The following is a 19,595-nucleotide window of genomic DNA, read 5'->3' as shown; positions in this document are numbered from 1 at the left end:
CCCTGACATGACCACAACCACTCGCATCGAACGACACCACTACGACGTCGTCGTCATCGGGGCCGGCGGCGCCGGTCTCCGCGCGGCGATCGAGGCCCGGCTCGCCGGCAAGAAGACCGCGATCATCTCCAAGTCGCTGTTCGGCAAGGCGCACACGGTGATGGCCGAGGGCGGCGCGGCCGCCGCGATGGGCAACGTGAACAGCCGGGACAACTGGCAGGTGCACTTCCGCGACACCATGCGCGGCGGGAAGTTCCTCAACAACTTCCGGATGGCCGAGCTGCACGCGAAGGAGTCGCCGCAGCGGATCTGGGAGCTGGAGACGTACGGTGCGCTCTTCGACCGCACCAAGGACGGCAAGATCTCGCAGCGCAACTTCGGCGGCCACGAGTACCCGCGTCTGGCGCATGTGGGCGACCGGACCGGCCTGGAGCTGATCCGCACCCTCCAGCAGAAGATCGTCTCCCTCCAGCAGGAGGACCAGCGCGAGTTCGGCTCGTACGACGCCCGCATCCGGGTGTTCTCCGAAACGACCATCACCGAGCTGCTGCTCGACGGTGACCGGGTGGCCGGCGCGTTCGGCTACTACCGGGAGTCGGGCGAGTTCATCCTCTTCGAGGCGCCGGCGGTCGTGTTGGCCACCGGCGGTGTCGGACGCTCCTACAAGGTCACCTCGAACTCGTGGGAGTACACCGGGGACGGGCACGCGCTGGCGCTGCGCGCCGGGGCGACGCTGATCAACATGGAGTTCCTCCAGTTCCACCCCACCGGCATGGTCTGGCCGCCCTCGGTGAAGGGCATCCTGGTCACCGAGTCGGTGCGCGGTGACGGCGGTGTCCTGAAGAACTCCGAAGGCAAGCGGTTCATGTTCGACTACGTCCCCGACGTCTTCCGCAAGCAGTACGCGGAGACCGAGGAGGAGGCGGACCGCTGGTACACCGACCCGGACAACAACCGGCGTCCGCCGGAGCTGCTCCCCCGCGACGAGGTGGCCCGCGCCATCAACAGCGAGGTCAAGGCCGGTCGGGGCTCCCCCGCCGGTGGTGTCTTCCTGGACATCGCGAGCCGACGCTCCGCCGACGAGATCCGCCGGCGGCTGCCGTCGATGTACCACCAGTTCAAGGAGCTGGCCGACGTCGACATCACGGCCGAGCCGATGGAGGTGGGGCCGACCTGTCACTACGTGATGGGCGGCGTCGAGGTGGACCCGGATTCGGGTGCCGCCTTCGGCCACGTACGCGGGCTGTTCGCCGCCGGTGAGGTCTCCGGCGGCATGCACGGTTCCAACCGACTCGGTGGCAACTCCCTGTCCGACCTGCTGGTCTTCGGCAAGCGGGCGGGCGGGCACGCCGCCAGCTACGCCGACGGGCTGACCACCCGGCCGAAGGTGGCGGTGCACGAGGTCGAGGCCGCCGTGGAGACCGCCCTCGCTCCGCTGCAACGGGACACCGGCGAGAGCCCGTACACCCTTCAGCAGGACCTCCAGGCGGTGATGGGCGACCTGGTGGGCATCATCCGCCGCGAGGGTGAGCTGGCCGACGCGCTGGTCCGGCTCGCCGAGCTGCGGGAGCGGGTGGCCAAGGTGAGCGCGGCCGGCGGCCGACGCTACAACCCGGGCTGGCACCTGGCCCTGGATCTGCGCAACATGCTGGTGGTCTCGGAGTGCACAGCGAAGGCGGCGCTGGAGCGGCAGGAGTCGCGCGGCGGGCACACCCGGGAGGACTACCCGGCGATGGAGCCCAAGTGGCGGCAGGTCAATCTGGTCTGCGCACTGGACGGCGACACCGTGCAGCTGACCCGCAAGCCGCTGCCGAAGATGCGGCCGGAGCTGATCGGCCTCTTCGACCGGGCCGAGCTGGCCAAGTACCTCACCGACGAGGAGCTCGCCGACTTCGACGCCCTCGTCGCCGACGCTGGAGAGGCGGACAACCGATGAGCGCGAAGCGTCAGTTCCGGATCTGGCGGGGCGACGAGAGCGGCGGTGACCTCCAGGACTACATGGTGGAGGTGAACGAGGGCGAGGTCGTCCTCGACGTCATCCACCGTCTGCAGGCCACCGACGCGCCCGACCTGGCCTGCCGGTGGAACTGCAAGGCCGGCAAGTGCGGCTCCTGCTCCATGGAGATCAACGGCAAGCCGCGGTTGGGTTGCATGACGCGGATGTCGACCTTCGGCGACGACGAGACCGTCACTGTCACCCCGCTGCGCACCTTCCCGGTGATCCGGGACCTGGTCACCGACGTCTCGTTCAACTACGAGAAGGCACGGGAGACCCCGGCGTTCGCGCCTCCGGCGGACGTCGCTCCGGGCGACTACCGGATGCAGCAGGTCGACGTCGAGCGCTCGCAGGAGTTCCGCAAGTGCATCGAGTGCTTCCTGTGCCAGACGGTCTGCCACGTGATCCGCGACCACGAGGAGAACAAGCAGGCGTTCTCCGGCCCGCGGTACTTCATCCGGGCGGCCGAGCTGGACATGCACCCGCTGGACGCGCGGACCGACCGCAAGGAGTACGCGCAGGCCGAACAGGGCCTCGGCTTCTGCAACATCACCAAGTGCTGCACCGAGGTCTGCCCCGAGCACATCAAGATCACCGACAACGGGATCATCCCCATGAAGGAACGGGTCGTCGACCGCAGGTACGATCCCCTTGTGTGGCTTGGTAGCAAGATCTTCCGTCGGGGCGAGACGCCCCAGACCAGCGTGACCACCGCCCGTCAGGGCTCGGCGACGCCGGGCTCCGCCCGGGGTGGGGTGCACTCGCACGCGGGTGGCTCCCACGACTCGCGGGCTGAGGCGCAGGCGCAGAGCGGCGTCAACTGGCACCGGGAGGTGCCCCACCCAACCGCTCCGGCGGTCGACGACCGGGGCAAGCTGCCGCTGACCGAGCTCACCTTCGACCGGGCCGCCGCGCCGTCGCCGTTCGGCGACGACGTGACCTTCCCGCTGCCTCCGGAGCACCTCAACTTTGCCCACCCGGAGCAGGACAACAAGCACTAATCACCCGGAACAGAACGGGGGCCGTGGCGATCGCCACGGCCCCCGTCCCACTTCAGGGGTTGATCATGAGGTTGACGGGCCCCGCAAGCCTCGAACGACCCGCCAACCCCATGATCAACGCGAGGTCAGGAGGAGGGGGCGGAGGGCTGCCACGATGGGGGCGTCGGCGGGGAGCCAGGTGACCGAGTCCAGTTCGTCGGCGGTGAGCCACCGCAGCGCCTCGTGCTCCAGCGCCTGCGGTTGGTCGCCGCCGAGCAGGCGGGCCGCGTACACCTTGAGCACCGAGCGGCCGTGCGCCATCCGTACGTTGCGGCCGACCCGGTCGCCGATCTCGACGCGTACGGCCAACTCCTCGGCGCACTCCCGGATCAACGCGTCGGTCTCGGCCTCCCCCGGCTCGACCTTTCCGCCCGGAAACTCCCACATGCCCGCTACCTCGGGTGGCGCGGAACGCGCACAGGCGAGCACCCGCCCATCCCGGATGATCGCCGCGCCGACGATCACCTTCAGGTCCCGTCGCTCGGCCTGCCCGCCACCATTCGCCCGTTCGGTCCGCACGGGCGTCCAGGGTGCCAGATCAATCGGCGGTTTGGGTACCGTAGCCGTCCGCTAGGCCAATAAGACACGGAAGTGTGGGCGTGGACACCCCCTCCGAGCAGCGAGAGACTAGGGGACACCGACAAGACACGGGATGGCGACGATTTGGCCACGAGCCGGCAACGGCGCTTGGGGGGTGCGGTGATGCGCGTGCTGTTCAACAGCAGGGCCAAGCACGACTACCTTTCCGACGCGTTGACCTTGCTATCTGGTTGGACACGCGAGGGCGAGCAGATCCGACGGACGCTCATGATCGACGATACCCAACACGCCGCACTAACTGAACGGGTCAAGGTCGTCGCGGACGCGCTGCATCTGCGGCCCGAGATCAGCCGCCGGGCCGACAGCACCCAGATCCGGGTCGGGCACGGCAGCGGCGAGCCCCTGACCGAGGGCGAGGTCCTGTTGGCCGCCCGCATCGAGGACGCGTACCGGGCGGTCACCGAGGGCTGACGACCGACGCCGACTCCGCGTCCTGCGGGTACCAGCGCAGTTCCACCGAGTTGCCGTCCGGGTCCCGCACGTAGATCGAGGTCGCCGAACCGCGGGCGCCGAACCGGCTGACCGGCCCGGTCAGCACCGTAAAGACTTCCGACCCGATCACCTGCGCCCAGTCCAACGGCGCCACCACCAGGCAGAAGTGGTCCACGTTCGCGCCCTGCGGTTCACCTCGAACGAGGTCGATGATGCTGTCGGGGCTGATCCGCACCGACGGAAACGGGACTGCGCCCGCCCGCCACTCGTCGACCCGTACCGGCGCCAGCCCGAGCCGGCCGCAGTAGAAGTCCAGGGACCGTTCCACGTCGGCGACGGTCAGCACCAGGTGGTCGAAACCGGTGACCCGCACCGCGCTCATGCCTGCTCCAAGTCGGCCGCCGCGCGCAACCAGCCGCTGAACAGCGCCGGGTCGACGTCGGCGAGGTCGCGCAGCTTCACCGCCGCCATCGAGCGCGCACCGGGCACCAACCGTCCTGACGGGTCGGCGATCTCCTGTCCCCGCCACAACCCGAAGGTGACAAAGGACCCGTACGCCTTGATCAGGCAGACCGGGCGCTGGCCGGGCCGGTCGCCCAGGCCCCAGACCGGGTGCCCGTGCCACATCGCGCCCGTCGCCGCCGGCAGGGCCGCCGCGATGATCGGCGTCAGCTTCTCGCCGATCTCGCGCAGTGGGCCGGCCAGGCCGGCCAGGTAGTCGTCAACGCTCACGTTCTCGCCTTTCGCTCGGTGTTCCCTGCCGCGTTCACGATCCCCTGACGAGGGACACCGACCAAGACCTGATGTCGCTACGATCGTTGCCCAGAGGTCAACGATGGGGGCGGTGTGCTGGAGCGGTACGAGGTCGAGACCTTCCTGACGCTCGCGAAGGAACTGCACTTCGGCCGCACCGCCGAGCGGTTGACAGTCAGCACCGGTCGGGTCAGCCACATCGTGAAGAAGCTGGAACGCCGGATCGGGGCACCGCTGTTCGCCCGTACCAGTCGGGTCGTCCAGCTCACCCCGATCGGCCGGCAGCTCGCCGAGGAACTGGCCCCGCTGGTTGCCGGGATGGACGAGGCCGTCCGCCGCGCGACCGACGCCGCCCGGGGTGTGACCGGGACGCTACGGGTGGCGTTCCTCGGCGAGTGGACCGCGCCGGTGCTGCTCCGGGCGGTGGCCCTGTTCGGCGAGCGGCACCCCGACTGTCGGGTGGAGGTGCACGAGGCACAGTTGTCCACCACCCGCTCCGGGCTGCTCGACGGCTCGACGGACGTGTTGATCGCCTCGTACCCGTTCGACGGGATGGCCACCGGCCCGGCGCTGCTTCGCGAGGGTCGGGTGCTGGCGGTGGCGGCGGGTCACCCGCTCACCCGGGAACGGTCGGTGTCGTTGGAGGTGCTCGCCGACCACCCGGTGGTGCAGTACCCGAGCGTGACCTCGGCGGAGTTCAAGCGGGACCGCACCCCGGAGCGCACCCCGGCCGGCCGGCCGGTGGCGAAGGGACCCGCCGGGAACACCTTCTCCGAGATGCTGTCACTGGTCGCGCTGGGCCGGGGTGTGCTGCCGGTGGGCGAGCACACACGGCGCTACTACCCGCGTCCCGACGTGGCGTACGTGCCCATCCACGACGCGCCACCGATCGAACGGGGGCCGGTCTGGTTGCCCGGCAACACCACCACCCGAGTGCGCGAGTTCGTCCGCGCCGCGACCGACGCGAACCCCCGATGAGACACGCCGAGTGGGCGCTTACCCCCGCCGAGCTGACCCGGACGCTCGGGGTCCTCGCCCGGGTGGGCCCGTTGGCATCGGTTTTCTAGCCTGAACGGCATGGCGAACATCGCGTACGACCGCAAGGAGCAGGTCCAGCAGATCGAGAGTGGCCTCCTCGAAGGCGAGCAGATCATCGCCGTCTACGACGCCGTCGGCACCGGCACCGGGTTCATCGGGCTGACCGACCGCCGGGTGATCATCCAGGACCGCTCGTTCGTCGGGAAGCGGTTCGCGATCACCAGCATCCCGTACTCGAAGATCACCAGCGTGAGCGTGGTCAGCAACAAGTCGTGGGGTGGTTCGTTCTTCTCCACCGGCGCCATCGCCATCCACGTCGGCACGCACACCTACGAGGTGGAGTTCCGTGGCGCGCAGAAGAGCCACCACGTACACAACGTGATCCTGCACCACATCTCCTGACGGCACGTCCCGGCGTGGGCCCGGCTGGCGTAATTGCCTTGCCGGGCCCGCGGTGTCTCTGGTGTCCTCGGTCGACAGCCGCGCGAAGGGAGCAGCCGCCATGCCCGACACGACGAAGTCCCCCGAACCCACCGTCATCCGATCTGACGAATCGAGACTTCGTGAGCAGCATCGTTCCCCTGGCGCTGGGCGCCACTGACGCCAACCCCGGAGGCCGCTGATGTCGGTCTTCGACGATCCCGGCCTCTTCGGCCGGCTGTGGGCCGCCGACTACGACGACGGCGACACCAACCCTGACCCGGCCCCCGCCGTGGATTTCCTGGCCGACCTGGCCGACGGCGGCCCGGTTCTCGAACTGGCGATCGGCACCGGCCGGGTCGCGCTTCCGCTGGCCGAACGGGGCCTCGACGTGCACGGCGTCGAGGCGTCCGAGGAGATGCTGGCGCTGCTGCGGGCGAAACCCGGCGGCGAGCGGATACCGGTGGTCGTCGCCGACATGGCGGACGTCCCGGTGACCGGTGAGTTCCGGCTCGCGTACCTGGTCTTCAACACCCTGTTCAACCTGGTGGACGCCGAGCGGCAGGCGGACTGCTTCCGCAACGTCGCCCGGGTGCTGTCGCCCGGCGGCGCGTTCGTCGTCGAGACGTTCGTGCCCGACCCTCGCGGCTTCGACTCGGACGAGCAGGTGCAGGTGCGGGCCGTGACCGAGGATTCCGCGACGATCCGGCTGCACAGGTACGACCGGCCGGCGCAGCGGTTCATCCGGCAGACCATCACGTTCGACGCCGACGGTGTGCACCTGAAGCCGTTCGCCATGCGGTACGCCTGGCCACACCAGATCGACGAGATGGCGCAGCAGGCAGGGCTCCGGCTCACCGAGCGGTACGCCGACTGGCACCGGCGACCGTTCCAGGCCGACAGCCCGTCGCACATCTCCGTCTACCGGGCGGAGTAGCGGTTTGATCGACTCGGGTTCCGGAAAGCCGGGGTGTCCTCGCCACGAGGACAGCCCGATTTCAAGGAACCCGAGTCGATCTCCCGCCGCCCGAAGGCGGCCATCGACTTGTCCTTCCCGGCCTCCCACGACAGCGGCCGCCCAGACCGGGGCGTGGCTGAGATCCGGCCACGTTCCGCCTTGGGCGGATTCTGCTGAGAGCAGGTTTTGCTGGTCTGCGAGGGCCGCACCGGGGTGAGCTGACGGCATGCCGTACGCCTCCCGATTCCCACGCTCCTCGCCGTACTGGCCGGTGGTCAGTCACCCTCAGCTCCGGCGCGTGCTGCCCGGGCTCGCCGTCTCCGCGTTGGGCGACGGGATGGCGGTTGTCGCGGTGTCCTGGCTCGCCATCCAACTCGTCCCGCATGATCAATGGGGCCCCTGGATCGCGGTGACCATGGCGGCGTACACACTGCCCAGCGCGGCCGGAACTGTCGTCTTCGGCCGGCTGCTGCGCGGTCGCGGCGGTGCCCAGCTCGCCGGGTGGGACGCGATCCTGCGGGCCACGGCACTCGCGGCGATCCCCGTCGCCTACCTCTTCGGTGCGCTCACCATCGGGCTGTACGTCGTGCTGCTGGCCGCGTCCGCACTGCTGCACTCGTGGGGTTCCGCCGGGCGGTTCACACTGATCGCCGAACTGCTGCCGCAGCGACACCATCTGCCGGCCAACGCGGTGCTCTCCACCATCGGCGGGTTCGCCACCATCGTCGGTCCACCACTGGCGGGCCTCCTGATCGCCTGGGTCGGGCCGGTGTGGGTGATCGCCATCGACGCCGCCACCTTCGCCGCGCTGGCCCTGACGTACCGCTTCGCGGTGTCCGCCGCGGACAGCGACCACCGGCACGAACGCGGCGCGTCGCGGACCGCCGGGTTCGCTGTCATCCGCCGCAATCCCGCCCTCCTGGGCCTGCTGGCGCTGAGCCTCGCGTTCTTCTTCCTGTTCGGGCCGGTGTACGTGGCCATGCCGATCCACATCACCGATGACCTGCACGCCTCGGCGACGCTGTTGGGCGCCTACTACACCGCGTTCGGCGTCGGCGGCCTCGTCGGAGGGCTGATCACTGGACACCTGCGCCGCTGGCCGCTGCGGGCCACCACCATCACCATCGTCGTCGCGTTCGGCGTGGCCATGTTGCCGCTGGGCCTCGGTGCGCCCGTCGGCGTGTCGCTGCCGGCGTTCGCCTTGGCGGGCCTGATCTGGGCACCGTACATGTCCACGTCGATGGCGCTGTTCCAGCGCAGCACGTCCATCGCGCAGCTACCGGCGGTGCTCGCCGCCAACGGCGCGGTCCTCGTGGTGGCGGTGCCCCTGGGCACCATGCTGGGTGGGCCACTGGTGGGTGCCATCGGTGCCCGGCCGACGATGCTGCTCTGCGCCACGGCGATCGTGACCGTCGGCCTGGTCGCCGGAGGATTCGCGATTCCCTGGCGGAAGACACGATCCTCCGGCGACCCGGCAGTCACCGAGGTCAGTGCCCGTCGCTGAGCTGGACGTCGACCACTGTCAGCTTCCCTCGTTGGTGCGGTGGCGTTCGACCGTCTCGGCGATGCGCTTGATCCGGCGGAGTCGGGCGTCCCAGGTGGAGCCCACCGCCGACAGCTGGGCCACCGCGCGGGCGAGTTGCGCCTCGTCGACCTGGTAGTGACGCTCGCGACCGGCCGGCTCGGCGTGGATCAGCCCAACGCGGTCCAGCACCGCCAGGTGTTTCGAGACGGCCTGCCGGGTGACGGGTAGCTGCCTGCTCAACGAGGTGGCGGTGCCCGGTCCGTCGGAGAGCAGAAGATCGATCATCGTACGCCGAATCGGGTCGCCGATCGCCGACCACAGCTCGTCGTCGACCACAGTGCTCACGCGGTCGCGACCAGCCGCGAAACGTACACGCCCAGCCGGGGAATGTAGTGGTCCCAACCGTTCTCGTGGTCGCGGTACTGCTCCTCCAGGACGGCGACCTCCCACCCCTGCTCACGGAACCCGGTCTCGGTCATCCGGATCTGCGTCCCCGTGCCGTTGGGGATCAGGTCGAAGGTGACGAGCAGCGCCTGCCCGCCGCGGTCCGGCTCGGTGAAGCACCACCGGAAGGAGAACCGCTTCGGCGGGTCGACCTCGACCACGGCGAACGCGACGGTCGTCGTCTCGCCGGTGTCGGCGTCGCGCCACACCAGTTCGCCGGGCGCACCGGCGACCGACTCGAACCGCGCGTCGTCTGGCCACCACTCCCGCATGTGCTCGGGCTGGCTGACCACCTCGAAGACCACCTCGGGGGACGCGTTGACGTGGATGTCGCGTTCGATCGTTCCCTGTTCCATACCCACAACCTTTCGCAACCTTTGGTTGCACTCAACCTACGACAGCCGGACGCCGTCCCGCAACCTTTCGTTGCATGTCGCGGAATCCGTCGTACCCGGGATGCACAATGCCGGGCATGTCTGAGCCGTCGCCGCACCGCCACCACGCCATCGACTACATCGAGCTCACGGTGACCGACCTCGCCGTGGCCAAGCGCTTCTACGCCGACGCGTTCGGCTGGCGGTTCACCGACTACGGGCCGGAGTACGCCGGCATCCGCAGTCCACACGGCGACGACGCACCAGAGGTGGGCGGTCTCCGGCTGGACGCGGAAGTGCGGGCGGGCGGCCCACTCGTGCTGCTCTATTCCACCGACCTGGACCGGTCGGTGCAGGCCGTCAAGGAAGCCGGCGGCCGGGTGGTGAACGGGCCGTACGAGTTCCCCGGTGGCCGGCGGTTCCACTTCACCGACCCCAGCGGCAACGAGCTGGGTGCCTGGGCCGAGCAGTAGGACGCGTTCCTGACGAGTAGGCCGTCAGTCCCTGACCTGTCAGAGGTCCTCGCCGCTCAGGACGAGGCAGCCGAACATGTCCGTGAGGACGGCCCGCTGGTGGTCGGTCAACGGGTTCACGAAGACCGCAACGCCAACCCCGTGCTGCTGGCACGCATCGGCTACGTCGCGGGCCCTACCAGGGCTGAGCAACGTCCGCCGCGAGAACGGGTCGCCCATCTTGTCCGCGCCGCCGGATGAGACACCCCGCCGCTGCACGTACCGGCTCACGACCCGGCCACCACGGGCTTCCACCAAGCCGGCCAGCAGGTCGAGCTTGCTTTCGAACTCCTTGTCCTTCGCCGAGAACAGGCCCACCAGCGCCACGTCGGTGCCTGCCAGCACAGCTTTCAACGCCCCCGTCCCGATGTCTGCTCGCCGGTTCGCCGGCTGTCAGCGTCGCCGGGCGCGCAGCACGCCGGTCAGCATGGGCACTGTGAACTCGCCGTTGGCGGTCTCCGGTCGACTCCCGAGGAAGGCGCGGACCCGGTCGAGTGTGGCCGCTCGTTCCGCGTCCGGCATGACCAGCATCCCGGCCCGCGTCGCGAGCGTCGCGACGAGCGAGTCGGCGGTACGCCGCTGACCGTGCGGGAACTCGACCTGCTCCGCCGACCCGAACCGGGCGATCAGGCCGGTGCGCGCAACGACCATGTCCGCCGTCGCCGCGCGCCAACTACTCAACGTGTCACGCGGGCCGATGGCGGCACTCCCGCTGACGCGTTCGAGCCCGGCAACCCAGTCGATCCGGTCGTCCATGATGTTCCACAGACCGGCCAGGACACCGCCCGGTGCGAGGACTCTGGCGATTTCCGCCCCGGCGACGGTCATGTCGAACCAGTGCAGGGCGTTGCCGGCCAGCACGGCGTCGACGGACGCGTCCGGCAACGGGATCGCCTCCGCGCTACCCGGCAGGGCACGGACGGCCGGCAGCGCACGGCGTAGCTCGGCAAGCATCGCCGGGTCGGGCTCGACCGCCACGACGTCCGCGCCCACCGCGACCAGCGTCGCGGACAGCTTGCCGGTGCCGGCGCCCAGGTCGAGCACACGTAGGCCGGGCGCGGGCTCCAGCGCCCACCGCACCGCGGCCTGCGCGTAGTCCGGGCGGTGCTCGGCGTACGCGGCAGCGGCCGCGCCGAACGACGATCGCAGCAGCTGTTCGGCCATGCGGTCAACCTACCGCCGCTCGTGGGCATCGACTGCCCCGTGGCCGGCGTGCAGACCCTGCGGAGCCGGTGGGGCGTCCGCCCAGCCCGTCTACGTGCTCGGCATCCCGGTCAGGCTGGTCATGATCCACTCGCCTTCCTGAATACCGTGCTATCGAGGTCGGAGGGACACCGCGACATCAATGAAGCCGAGTCGATCATGCATGTCAGACGTTGAAGCGGAACTCCACCACGTCGCCGTCCTGCATGACGTACTCCTTGCCCTCGATGCGGACCTTGCCCGCCGCCTTGGCCGCCGCCATCGAACCGTGCTCGACCAGGTCCTGGTACGAGACCACCTCGGCCTTGATGAAGCCGCGCTGGAAGTCGCTGTGGATGACGCCCGCGGCCTCCGGCGCGGTGGCGCCGATCGGGACGGTCCAGGCGCGCGCTTCCTTCGGGCCGGCCGTGAGGTACGTCTGGAGGCCGAGGGTGCGGAAGCCCACCCGGACCAGCTGGTTGAGGCCGGGCTCGTTCTGCCCGATCGACTCCAGCAGTTCGCGGGCCTCCTCCTCGGGCAGGTCCACCAGCTCGGACTCGATCTTGGCGTCCATGAAGATGGCCTCGGCGGGGGCGACGAGGGCGCGCAGCTCGTCGAGGAACGTCTCGTTGGCCAACTCGGCCTCGTCGACGTTGAAGACGTACAGGAAGGGCTTGGTGGTGAGCAGGTGCAGCTCGCGCAGGTGCTCCAGCTCGATCTTGGCGGCGGCGGCCCCGGAGTACAGGGTGGTGCCACCGTCGAGCACCTCGATCGCGGCCTTCGCGGCGGCGACGGCGGCGGCCCGGTCCTTGCGGAGCTTGGCTTCCTTCTCCAACCGGGGCAGCGCCTTGTCCAGGGTCTGCAGGTCGGCGAGGATCAGCTCGGTGTTGATCGTCTCGATGTCGTCGGCCGGGGAGACCTTGCCGTCGACGTGCACCACGTTCGGGTCGGAGAAGGCCCGGACGACCTGGCAGATCGCCGAGGCGTCCCGGATGTTGGCCAGGAAGGCGTTGCCCCGGCCCTGCCCCTTCGACGCGCCACGGACCAGGCCGGCGATGTCGACGAACGACACCGGCGCCGGCAGCACCTTCTGCGAGGAGAAGATCTCGGCCAGCTTGCCCAGCCGCTCGTCGGGGAGCCCGACCACGCCGACGTTGGGCTCGATGGTGGCGAACGGGTAGTTCGCCGCCAGCACGTCGTTCTTGGTCAACGCGTTGAAAAGCGTGCTCTTGCCGACGTTGGGCAGGCCGACGATGCCGATGGTGAGACTCACGACGGGCCAGCTTACGCCGGTCCCGGCCGGGCCGGTCCAGGCGGCTCCGATTCGGCGGTCGGCAGGTGGTCGATCGTCGGGCCTGCCGGGCCCCGGTTGGCGTTGCTACCCTGCCGGTTCGATCTTCCCCTGTTGGAGGTGAGATGACCTCGACGTTGCCCGAGCTGTACATCGCCGTCGATGTGGAGGCCGACGGGCCGATCCCCGGGCCGTACAGCATGATCTCGCTGGGCATGGCCGTGGCCGGCCGCCCGGACCTGACCTTCTACACCGAGCTGCGTCCCATCTCCGACGAGTTCGTCCCGGCGGCGCTGGCCGTCTCCGGCCTGGACCGGGACCGTCTGCTGCGGGAAGCGCCCACCGCGCAGGAGGCGATGTCCGCCGCCGCGGCCTGGGTCAACGGGCTGCGGCGGGTCGGCCGTCCGGTCTTTCTGGCCGCCCCGGCCGTCTGGGACGGCATGTTCGTGCACTGGTACTTCGTCCGCTTCGTCGGGCACAGCCCGTTCGGCGCGACCGGCTCCGGCGTCGATCTGCGCAGCTACTGGATGGGGTTGACCGGCAGCGAATGGGTCCAGACCCGCAAAGGCACGATCAAGCACGAGCTGGGCCTGCACGACGTGCCGCACACGCACCACGCCGGTGAGGACGCCGCCGAGCTGGCCCAGGTCTTCGACGCGGTGCTCCGCCGCCGACAGCCCGCCGAAGAGGCGTCACCCCCGGCCGAGCAGGCGTGACGCCCTGACCGACCGAGCAGGCGTAACGCCCGGCCGAGCAGGCGTGACGCTCAGCCGAGCAGGCGAGGGGCGATGACCGCCTCCCGAACGCTGCCGTCCACGCCCCGGCTGACCTCGTACGCCGAGACGCCCTCGCGGTCCGCGATTGCCTCGACCAGCCGGGTGCCCCGGTAGACCAGGCCGACGCCGTCGTCGGTGCAGTGACTGGTGGGGAGCGTGCCGTCGCCGACCAGCTCGTGCATGAGCGGGCGGCGCTGGCCCTCACTGTCGTAGTGCACCCCGTTGCCGTACGGCAGCCAGGCCAGGCCGTCGGTGAAGCCGCGCAGCCGCGGCCCGAAACTGTCGGTGGCACCGCCGACGTGCCAGCAGATCGAGCCGGCGGAGACACCGGCCAGCACCACACCGGCCTGCCAGCACTCGTGCAGGATCTCGTCGAGCCCGTGCACCCGCCACACCGCGACCAGGTTGGCGACGCTGCCGCCACCGACCCAGATCACGTCCTGGGCGAGCAGGTGGGCGCGGACGTCCTCGACGTTCGGCATCGGGAACAGCGCGAGGTGTGACGGCTCGAACCGGGTGCCGGCGAACGCGCCGTAGACCCCGGTCAGCGAGGTGGGCTGGTCACCGACGGCTTGCCCGAGGTAGCAGATTCGCGGCCGCGAACCGGCCTCAGCCAGCTCGGCCGCCAGCTCGAAGACCGGGCCGGGGCGCAGGTCGTAGGGCCCACGGTCGCCCCGGAGGAAGCCCATGCTGGTGGCGATGATGGTCGGTTCGCTGGCGGGCATCGGGGCGTCCTTCCGTTGCGGGCGGTGCGGCGTCCATCCTGCCGCAGCCGGCCTCCCGCCCGTTGCGTTCCGGCGCGGGGCCCGACCTCCACCCGTGGCGATCATGGTGGTGGCGGGGTGTCCGACAGTCGCAGCCCCCGCCAACTTCCATGATCAACCAGGCTGGTCGGGACGCCGTTGCCGGGGCACCTCGACGTCGGGCCACAGCCCCAGGGCGGGACGGTCGGCCGGCGGCAGTTGCCCGGCGGCGGCCCGGGGCAGGGTGAACCGGTCGGCGGCGGCCGGTCCGGCCGAAGCCGACTCGCGCAGCATCCACCGCACCTCGTCGGCCGTCCAGCCCAGCCCCGGCCGGGCGGCGAGCTCACGGATCAACCGCCGACCAACGGTCGTGTCGTCGTCGTAGAAACGCATGCACCAGTGGTGCGTCCACATCCCGAGCGCCCGCAGGCCGGCGTCGTCCAGCGAGCCCACCAACCGGCCGCAGGCGGTGTCGGGGAAGCGCTGCTCGGGATCGCCCGTCCGGTCCCGTTCGATGGCGCCGACGGCGGCCGGCGCGACGGCCCGCATCCGGCGGTAGAAGGACTGCGCCACCGCGCGGGGCAGCGGGGGGAACGCACCCGGTGTCGACGCCGTCGTCCAACCCGCCACGCTCGTCATTCGCCGCACCCCTTCTTCAGTTGGTGGCCGGACGTTACCCGGCGCGCCCGACACTTTCGGGCCGAAAAACCCCACCGATCGTGGATAGCGACGATGACCTGGGACGTCTGTATCTGTGACAACGAAACGGGGTGGTGGGTGGACGAGGACGAGCGCGCGCGGCTGGCCGAGTTCGTCGGCAGCCGTACTCCGGCGCTGATGCGGGTCGCGTACCTGTTGACGGGGGACCGCAACGCCGCCGAGGACCTGTTCCAGTCGGCGTTGGCGCGGGCCATCCCCAAGTGGGACAGCATTCGACACGCCGATCCGGAGGGCTATCTGCGGGTGGTGATGTACCGCGAGCAGATCAGCTGGTGGCGGCGGTTTCGACGGCGGCGGGAGACCCCGCTCAACCCGGCGGACGAACCGGTCGGCGGTGACCCCAGCGGCGGCTCCGACGTGCGGTTGGCGATGCGTGCCGCGCTGCGTCACCTGCCACCGACACAGCGGGCGGTGGTGGTCCTGCGCTACTACGAGGACCTGCCCGAAGCCCGGGTGGCCGAGTTGCTCGGCTGCTCGGTGGGCACCGTGCGCAGCCGTACCCATCGAGCGGTGCAGCGACTGCGGGAACTACTGCCCGACGTCGACATGCTGGAGGTACGGCGATGACGGACCCCTTCGAGCACCTCATCCGCTCCACCCTCACCGACCTGGCCGAGGAGGCACCGATCGTGCATGACCAGTTGAGCCGAGCGGAACGGCGGGTGCGCAACCGACGCCGCGCCACGGTGACGGTGGGGGCGGTGAGCACCCTGGCGGCGATCCTGATCGCCACTCCGCTCGCAGTGGCCGCCACCGGCTCGGACGAACCGCCCCCGGCCGTGCCCAGCCCGGCCGGACCGGCGGCCGTACCCAGCCCGTCGGCACCCACCCCGTCCGCGCCCACCGCGGTGCCCACGGTCGAGCCCAGCCCCGGTGGCGGGCTGGCCAGCCCGGTGGGTCCGCCCGGCGTCCCCGGCCGGCCGACTGTGTCGCCGACCCCGTTGACTCCGCCGGGCGTGCCGGGCAAGCCGACCGCTCCCCCGAGCCCGTCGATTTCGCTGGACCCGCCCGGTGTGCCGGGCCGGCCGACGGCTTCGCCGAGCCCGTTGTCCTGAGCACCACCGGTCCGGTCGGCGGTCACCGCACGCCGGCCGGGTCGGCCGTCTCACCGTCACCGCCGGAGGCGGGAGCCGGTCGGAGATTCCGGTCACCTTCGCGCGCCACTCCCCCGCACCGGCGAGCGTCGTGCGGCGCGGCGACCAGCGGGCACCGGCGCACCAGATTTGTCGACGCCGACGTGCCCGCTCATCCTTGGGCCATGACCGATCCCGGACACCCGAGGCGCGCGCCGCGGGGGCACCGATGAGCACCGCCATGGCCCGGGTGCCCGTCTCCCTCCGAGGGCAGATCGTCACGCCCGGCGACCGCCGGTACGCCAACCTGCGCTCGACGTACACCAGGTCGGCGTCGCCGGCCGCCGTCCTGCTGCCGAGGACCACCGCCCAGGTGGTCGACGCGCTCCGCTACGCCCGCGAGCAGCGGCTGCCCATCGCGGTCCGCAGCGGCGGGCACGGCCTGTCCGGGGCCTCGTCGAACAACGGTGGGATGGTCATCGACCTGTCCATGCTCAACCGGGTTCAGGTGATCGACGAGCGGGCCGGGCTGGTCCGGGTCGAGGCCGGTGCCCGCTGGGCGAACGTCGCGAAGGCGTTGGCCCCGTACGGCCTGGTGATCAGTTCGGGTGACTACGGCGGCGTCGGGGTCGGCGGCCTGGCCACCGGCGGTGGTGTCGGCTGGCTGGTCCGCGCGCACGGCCTGACCGTCGACCGGGTCCGCGCCGTCGAGGTGGTGCTGGCGGACGGGACGCTGGTGCGCGCGGACGCCGACCACGAGCCGGAGCTGTTCTGGCTGGTCCGCGGGGCCGGAGCCGGCGCGGGGATCGTCGTGGCCTTCGAGATCGAGGCGGCCGAGCAGCGCAACGTCGGTGTCGCGCAGCTGGTCGTCGAGGCGCATCCGGACGGTCGCACGGTCCGGGAGTGGACGAGCTATCTCGCGCAGGCGCCCCGGGAGTTGTCCGCCGCCGCTGTGGTGTTCGCGGAGGGCCGATCGGTGCTCATGTCCATCACCGCCGTGGTCGCCGCCGAGAGCCTGCGTCGGGCCCGACCGGCGGTGGAGCCGCTGCTCGCCATCGGCAAGGTGCTCGAACACCGGACCGACCTGTTGCCCTACCCGACGCTGGTGCCGACCGCGCACCTCAACCCCAACGTCGGGCAGCAGCGTGGCACCACCACCAACGGGCTGTTTGCCGCGCTGGACGACGCCGGGGCGCGGGCCGTGACGCGAGCGGTGACCGGGCCGGGCCGGGCCGTGGTCCAACTCCGCTCGTTGGCCGGGGCGGTCAACGACGTCGCCCCCGACGCGACCGCGTACCCGCATCGCCACCAGGACACCCTGATCGTGGCGTCGGTGTTTCCGCCGCAGGCCGACGCCGCGTTGAACGCCGCCTGGCGGGCGGTCGGAGCGCGGGCCGACGGTGCGTACGTCAATTTCGAGAGCCGGCCGGACCCGGCCGCGTTCGCCCGGATCTACCCGGGCGAGACCGGGGCCCGGGTCCGGCGGCTGTGGAAGCGGTACGACCCGGACGGCGTGTTCCGACCGGCCCTGCTGACCGGCCAGCCCAACCGCACCGCCCAGCCCAACCGCACCGCCCAGCCCAGCGGGTCTGGTCAACCACACCGGCGTCGTCGACGCCCCCGTTGACCGGGTCGCTTCGCACCGGCACGCCCAGGTCCGATTCCCGCCAGCCGATGACCGGTCGAGCGGGGCATCATCGGTGACATGGAGCTGGACTTCGAGCGGTGTTACCGGGCCGTGGACAGCCGTGACCAGCGGTTCGACGGCTGGTTCTACACCGGTGTGACGTCCACCGGCATCTACTGCCGGCCGTCCTGCCCGGCGATCACGCCCAAGCGGAAGAACGTCCGGTTCTTCCCGTCCGCCGCGGCGGCGCAGGGCGCCGGGCTGCGCGCCTGCCGCCGCTGCCGGCCGGACGCCGCGCCCGGCTCTCCGCAGTGGGACGTCCGCGCCGACGTGGTCGGCCGGGCGATGCGGTTGATCGCGGACGGGGTGATCGACCGGGACGGCGTGCCAGGGCTGGCCTCCCGGCTGGGGTACACCGAGCGGCACCTGCACCGGATGCTCAGCGCCGAGATGGGCGCCGGGCCGCTCGCGCTGGCCCGGGCGCAGCGGGCCCAGACCGCCCGGATCCTCATCGAGACGACCGACCTCGGGATGGCCGAGATCGCGTTCGCCGCGGGCTTCGGCAGCGTGCGGCAGTTCAACGACACGCTCCGCGAGGTGTACGCGAGCGCCCCGTCCGACCTGCGCACGGCCCGTGGTCGCCAGCGGACGGCGGTCGGGGCTGGGACGATCACGCTCCGGCTGGCGTACCGCCCGCCGCTGCACGCCCGGGCGCTGCTGGACTTCCTCGCGGTGCGGGCGTTGCCCGGTGTGGAGGAGGTCCGCGACGGGACGTACCACCGGGGTCTGCGGTTGCCACACGGCACCGGCCAGGTGGCGCTGACCCCGGCGGACGGGCACGTGGCGGCGACGTTGCGGCTCACCGACCTGCGCGACCTGGCGCCCGCTGTGGCCCGCTGCCGCCGGCTGCTCGACCTGGATGCGGACCCGGTGGCCATCGACGCCACGCTGGCCGCCGACCCGGCGCTGGCCCCGGCGGTCGCCGCTGAACCCGGCATCCGCGTTCCCCGGTCGGTCGACGGCTTCGAGGTGGCCGTCCGCGCCATCATCAACCAGCAGGTCTCGATCGCCTCGGCAAGAACCACCCTCACCCGCCTCCTCTCCCACCGCGTTGATCATGAGGTTGACGAGGTCGATGAAGATCAAATCCCAGGTCAACCTCATGATCAACGGGGTGGGCTGCGGGGGTTCTTGGGGGCGGAGGAGCTCTTGTCGCTGCCGGATTCGGCGTTCGGAATGCCGGTGGGGCGGCGGGAGTCCTTGCGGGGGTTGGCCCGGGCCGTGGTGGACGGGTCTGTCGACCTCGCCCCCGGGGTGGATCGGGGGGAGGCCGTCCGGGGGCTGCTCGCGCTCCCGGGCATCGGCCCGTGGACCGCCAACTACCTGGCCATGCGCGCCTTCGGCGACCCGGACATCCTGCTCAGCTCCGACCTCGCGGTCCGGCGCGGTGCCGCCGCGCTCGGCCTGCCCGACACCCCGACAACCCTCGACCGGCACGCCCAGCGATGGCGTCCCTGGCGGTCCTACGCCACGATCAGACTCTGGAGAACGGCATGACCATCGACAGCACCGTACTGCGCACACCGGCCGGTCCACTGAGCATCCTCGCCGGCCCCGACGGTGCCGTACGGGCGGCCGGCTTCACCCCGGACCCGGCGGCACTGCTGCCCCTGGTCCACCCGACCCTGCGGGCACCGCTGCGGGAGCGCACCGACCTCGGGCCGGTCAGCGCGGCGGTCACCTCCTACCTGGACGGTGACCTCGCCGCCATCGACGCGGTGCCGGTCCAGCAACGCACCGGCGGCGAGTTCATGGCGCACGCCTGGCAGGTGCTGCGCGAGGTGCCGCCCGGCACCCCGGTCACCTACACCGGGTACGCCGCGCTGGCCGGTCGGCCACCGGCGGTGCGGGCCGCCGCGGCGGCCTGCGCCCGGAACGCGGCAGCCCTCTTCGTGCCGTGCCACCGGGTTCTTCGCACCGACGGCACGCTCGGCGGTTACCGCTGGGGGCTGGAGGTGAAGAAGTGGCTTCTCGGTCATGAGCGCCGCTTGACGGCAAGCTGACAGAAGCATCGACACCTGTTAGACGCTA

General features: G+C 71.0%; 23 protein-coding genes and 2 pseudogenes. 15 read left to right on the top strand and 10 right to left on the bottom strand.

The window, feature by feature from the left end; all coding sequences use genetic code 11:
- Nucleotides 1–7: 7 nt before the first annotated feature.
- Complete coding sequence (locus KBX26_RS23955; RefSeq protein ID WP_030337511.1) at nucleotides 8–1,936, top strand: fumarate reductase/succinate dehydrogenase flavoprotein subunit; 1,929 nt, start codon at nucleotides 8–10, stop codon at nucleotides 1,934–1,936.
- On the top strand, nucleotides 1,933–2,997 hold the full coding sequence (locus KBX26_RS23950; protein ID WP_030337510.1) for a succinate dehydrogenase/fumarate reductase iron-sulfur subunit: 1,065 nt from the start codon (nucleotides 1,933–1,935) through the stop codon (nucleotides 2,995–2,997). Before KBX26_RS23955 ends, KBX26_RS23950 begins: the two co-directional genes overlap by 4 nt.
- A 114-nt stretch (nucleotides 2,998–3,111) precedes the next feature.
- Here the strand turns inward: KBX26_RS23950 and KBX26_RS23945 are convergent, their stop codons facing one another.
- Nucleotides 3,112–3,555 carry a (deoxy)nucleoside triphosphate pyrophosphohydrolase gene (locus KBX26_RS23945; RefSeq protein WP_210866482.1) on the bottom strand — a complete coding sequence of 148 codons (444 nt, stop codon included), beginning with the start codon at nucleotides 3,553–3,555 and terminating at the stop codon, nucleotides 3,112–3,114.
- A gap of 183 nt (nucleotides 3,556–3,738) precedes the next feature.
- Here KBX26_RS23945 and KBX26_RS23940 point away from each other — a divergent pair, with 183 nt between their 5' ends.
- Nucleotides 3,739–4,047 carry a 4a-hydroxytetrahydrobiopterin dehydratase gene (locus KBX26_RS23940; protein WP_030337506.1) on the top strand — a complete coding sequence of 103 codons (309 nt, stop codon included), beginning with the start codon at nucleotides 3,739–3,741 and terminating at the stop codon, nucleotides 4,045–4,047.
- On the opposite strand, the gene KBX26_RS23935 is transcribed toward KBX26_RS23940, so the two are convergent.
- Together KBX26_RS23935 and KBX26_RS23930 are read right to left on the bottom strand one after the other, a co-directional pair.
- Nucleotides 4,034–4,450: a VOC family protein gene (locus KBX26_RS23935; protein WP_030337505.1), complete on the bottom strand. Its 417-nt coding sequence runs from the start codon at nucleotides 4,448–4,450 to the stop codon at nucleotides 4,034–4,036. The two genes, KBX26_RS23940 and KBX26_RS23935, sit on opposite strands and share 14 nt — an antisense overlap.
- The gene (locus tag KBX26_RS23930) at nucleotides 4,447–4,800 is read right to left on the bottom strand and encodes a DUF1801 domain-containing protein (protein ID WP_210859787.1); all 354 of its coding nucleotides are present in this window, start codon (nucleotides 4,798–4,800) and stop codon (nucleotides 4,447–4,449) included. Before KBX26_RS23930 ends, KBX26_RS23935 begins: the two co-directional genes overlap by 4 nt.
- A 114-nt stretch (nucleotides 4,801–4,914) precedes the next feature.
- On the opposite strand from KBX26_RS23930, the gene KBX26_RS23925 reads away from it, so the two are divergent.
- The 4 genes from KBX26_RS23925 to KBX26_RS23910 all read left to right on the top strand — a co-directional run bounded on the left by KBX26_RS23925 (nucleotide 4,915) and on the right by KBX26_RS23910 (nucleotide 8,741).
- Entirely contained in the window at nucleotides 4,915–5,799 is an 885-nt protein-coding gene (locus KBX26_RS23925) for a LysR family transcriptional regulator (protein ID WP_210866481.1), read from the top strand.
- A 99-nt stretch (nucleotides 5,800–5,898) separates the two neighbouring features.
- Nucleotides 5,899–6,261, top strand: a complete 363-nt coding sequence (locus tag KBX26_RS23920) for a PH domain-containing protein (RefSeq protein ID WP_030337500.1) — start codon at nucleotides 5,899–5,901, stop codon at nucleotides 6,259–6,261.
- 220 nt (nucleotides 6,262–6,481) lie between these two features.
- Nucleotides 6,482–7,216: a class I SAM-dependent methyltransferase gene (locus KBX26_RS23915; protein ID WP_210866480.1), complete on the top strand. Its 735-nt coding sequence runs from the start codon at nucleotides 6,482–6,484 to the stop codon at nucleotides 7,214–7,216.
- Between the two features lie 247 nt (nucleotides 7,217–7,463).
- Complete coding sequence (locus KBX26_RS23910) at nucleotides 7,464–8,741, top strand: MFS transporter (RefSeq protein WP_210866479.1); 1,278 nt, start codon at nucleotides 7,464–7,466, stop codon at nucleotides 8,739–8,741.
- 18 nt (nucleotides 8,742–8,759) lie between these two features.
- On the opposite strand, the gene KBX26_RS23905 is transcribed toward KBX26_RS23910, so the two are convergent.
- Entirely contained in the window at nucleotides 8,760–9,107 is a 348-nt protein-coding gene (locus tag KBX26_RS23905; protein WP_030337495.1) for a metalloregulator ArsR/SmtB family transcription factor, read from the bottom strand.
- Complete coding sequence (locus KBX26_RS23900) at nucleotides 9,104–9,562, bottom strand: SRPBCC domain-containing protein (protein ID WP_030337494.1); 459 nt, start codon at nucleotides 9,560–9,562, stop codon at nucleotides 9,104–9,106. The genes KBX26_RS23905 and KBX26_RS23900 overlap by 4 nt, the downstream gene beginning before the upstream one ends.
- A 116-nt stretch (nucleotides 9,563–9,678) precedes the next feature.
- Between KBX26_RS23900 and KBX26_RS23895 the strand changes: the two genes are divergently transcribed.
- A complete protein-coding gene (locus tag KBX26_RS23895) occupies nucleotides 9,679–10,053 on the top strand; it encodes a VOC family protein (RefSeq protein ID WP_210866478.1) in 375 nt (124 codons plus the stop codon).
- Between the two features lie 39 nt (nucleotides 10,054–10,092).
- Here the strand turns inward: KBX26_RS23895 and KBX26_RS23890 are convergent, their stop codons facing one another.
- The 3 genes from KBX26_RS23890 to ychF all read right to left on the bottom strand — a co-directional run bounded on the left by KBX26_RS23890 (nucleotide 10,093) and on the right by ychF (nucleotide 12,547).
- Nucleotides 10,093–10,437 (bottom strand): hypothetical protein, encoded by a 345-nt coding sequence (locus KBX26_RS23890; RefSeq protein ID WP_210866477.1) that lies wholly within the window; start codon nucleotides 10,435–10,437, stop codon nucleotides 10,093–10,095.
- Between the two features lie 48 nt (nucleotides 10,438–10,485).
- Nucleotides 10,486–11,256, bottom strand: a complete 771-nt coding sequence (locus KBX26_RS23885; protein WP_210860962.1) for a class I SAM-dependent methyltransferase — start codon at nucleotides 11,254–11,256, stop codon at nucleotides 10,486–10,488.
- Nucleotides 11,257–11,461: 205 nt separating this feature from the next.
- Complete coding sequence (ychF, locus tag KBX26_RS23880) at nucleotides 11,462–12,547, bottom strand: redox-regulated ATPase YchF (RefSeq protein ID WP_030337488.1); 1,086 nt, start codon at nucleotides 12,545–12,547, stop codon at nucleotides 11,462–11,464.
- Nucleotides 12,548–12,690: 143 nt separating this feature from the next.
- Between ychF and KBX26_RS23875 the strand changes: the two genes are divergently transcribed.
- Nucleotides 12,691–13,281, top strand: coding sequence for an exonuclease (locus tag KBX26_RS23875; protein ID WP_210866476.1), 591 nt, complete (start codon nucleotides 12,691–12,693; stop codon nucleotides 13,279–13,281).
- Between the two features lie 50 nt (nucleotides 13,282–13,331).
- On the opposite strand, the gene KBX26_RS23870 is transcribed toward KBX26_RS23875, so the two are convergent.
- Nucleotides 13,332–14,066, bottom strand: coding sequence for a peptidase E (locus KBX26_RS23870; protein WP_030337486.1), 735 nt, complete (start codon nucleotides 14,064–14,066; stop codon nucleotides 13,332–13,334).
- 153 nt (nucleotides 14,067–14,219) lie between these two features.
- On the bottom strand, nucleotides 14,220–14,723 hold the full coding sequence (locus KBX26_RS23865) for a hypothetical protein (protein ID WP_210866475.1): 504 nt from the start codon (nucleotides 14,721–14,723) through the stop codon (nucleotides 14,220–14,222).
- 138 nt (nucleotides 14,724–14,861) lie between these two features.
- Between KBX26_RS23865 and KBX26_RS23860 the strand changes: the two genes are divergently transcribed.
- The 6 genes and pseudogenes from KBX26_RS23860 (at nucleotide 14,862) to KBX26_RS23840 (ending at nucleotide 19,567) form a co-directional block, all read left to right on the top strand.
- Nucleotides 14,862–15,371, top strand: coding sequence for a SigE family RNA polymerase sigma factor (locus KBX26_RS23860; RefSeq protein WP_030337483.1), 510 nt, complete (start codon nucleotides 14,862–14,864; stop codon nucleotides 15,369–15,371).
- The gene (locus tag KBX26_RS23855; RefSeq protein WP_210866474.1) at nucleotides 15,368–15,859 is read left to right on the top strand and encodes a hypothetical protein; all 492 of its coding nucleotides are present in this window, start codon (nucleotides 15,368–15,370) and stop codon (nucleotides 15,857–15,859) included. The genes KBX26_RS23860 and KBX26_RS23855 overlap by 4 nt, the downstream gene beginning before the upstream one ends.
- A gap of 247 nt (nucleotides 15,860–16,106) precedes the next feature.
- Entirely contained in the window at nucleotides 16,107–17,504 is a 1,398-nt protein-coding gene (locus KBX26_RS23850; RefSeq protein ID WP_210866473.1) for an FAD-binding oxidoreductase, read from the top strand.
- A gap of 78 nt (nucleotides 17,505–17,582) precedes the next feature.
- Nucleotides 17,583–18,606, top strand: a pseudogene (locus tag KBX26_RS23845) (bifunctional transcriptional activator/DNA repair enzyme AdaA); the annotation flags it as partial.
- A gap of 71 nt (nucleotides 18,607–18,677) precedes the next feature.
- Nucleotides 18,678–19,061 (top strand): annotated as a pseudogene (locus tag KBX26_RS33260) (DNA-3-methyladenine glycosylase); the annotation flags it as partial.
- Complete coding sequence (locus KBX26_RS23840; protein ID WP_210861158.1) at nucleotides 19,058–19,567, top strand: methylated-DNA--[protein]-cysteine S-methyltransferase; 510 nt, start codon at nucleotides 19,058–19,060, stop codon at nucleotides 19,565–19,567. The pseudogene KBX26_RS33260 and the gene KBX26_RS23840, both read left to right, overlap by 4 nt.
- The last annotated feature ends 28 nt before the right edge of the window (nucleotides 19,568–19,595 follow it).

The sequence above is a fragment of the Micromonospora sp. C97 genome, from assembly GCF_018070385.1.
Lineage (GTDB): Bacteria > Actinomycetota > Actinomycetes > Mycobacteriales > Micromonosporaceae > Micromonospora > Micromonospora parva.
This window is presented reverse-complemented; position numbering and strand designations above follow the sequence as displayed.

Bases quoted from the DNA above. Each gene is read 5' to 3' on its own strand.
- KBX26_RS23910 (WP_210866479.1), top strand. From the start codon at position 7,464: ATGCCGTACGCCTCCCGATTCCCACGCTCCTCGCCGTACTGGCCGGTG.
- KBX26_RS23940 (WP_030337506.1), top strand. From the start codon at position 3,739: ATGCGCGTGCTGTTCAACAGCAGGGCCAAGCACGACTACCTTTCCGAC.
- KBX26_RS23950 (WP_030337510.1), top strand. From the start codon at position 1,933: ATGAGCGCGAAGCGTCAGTTCCGGATCTGGCGGGGCGACGAGAGCGGC.
- KBX26_RS23865 (WP_210866475.1), bottom strand. From the start codon at position 14,723: ATGACGAGCGTGGCGGGTTGGACGACGGCGTCGACACCGGGTGCGTTC.
- KBX26_RS23935 (WP_030337505.1), bottom strand. From the start codon at position 4,450: ATGAGCGCGGTGCGGGTCACCGGTTTCGACCACCTGGTGCTGACCGTC.
- KBX26_RS23870 (WP_030337486.1), bottom strand. From the start codon at position 14,066: ATGCCCGCCAGCGAACCGACCATCATCGCCACCAGCATGGGCTTCCTC.
- KBX26_RS23895 (WP_210866478.1), top strand. From the start codon at position 9,679: ATGTCTGAGCCGTCGCCGCACCGCCACCACGCCATCGACTACATCGAG.
- KBX26_RS23900 (WP_030337494.1), bottom strand. From the start codon at position 9,562: ATGGAACAGGGAACGATCGAACGCGACATCCACGTCAACGCGTCCCCC.
- KBX26_RS23955 (WP_030337511.1), top strand. From the start codon at position 8: ATGACCACAACCACTCGCATCGAACGACACCACTACGACGTCGTCGTC.
- KBX26_RS23875 (WP_210866476.1), top strand. From the start codon at position 12,691: ATGACCTCGACGTTGCCCGAGCTGTACATCGCCGTCGATGTGGAGGCC.
- KBX26_RS23920 (WP_030337500.1), top strand. From the start codon at position 5,899: ATGGCGAACATCGCGTACGACCGCAAGGAGCAGGTCCAGCAGATCGAG.
- KBX26_RS23915 (WP_210866480.1), top strand. From the start codon at position 6,482: ATGTCGGTCTTCGACGATCCCGGCCTCTTCGGCCGGCTGTGGGCCGCC.
- KBX26_RS23885 (WP_210860962.1), bottom strand. From the start codon at position 11,256: ATGGCCGAACAGCTGCTGCGATCGTCGTTCGGCGCGGCCGCTGCCGCG.
- KBX26_RS23850 (WP_210866473.1), top strand. From the start codon at position 16,107: ATGAGCACCGCCATGGCCCGGGTGCCCGTCTCCCTCCGAGGGCAGATC.
- KBX26_RS23840 (WP_210861158.1), top strand. From the start codon at position 19,058: ATGACCATCGACAGCACCGTACTGCGCACACCGGCCGGTCCACTGAGC.
- KBX26_RS23855 (WP_210866474.1), top strand. From the start codon at position 15,368: ATGACGGACCCCTTCGAGCACCTCATCCGCTCCACCCTCACCGACCTG.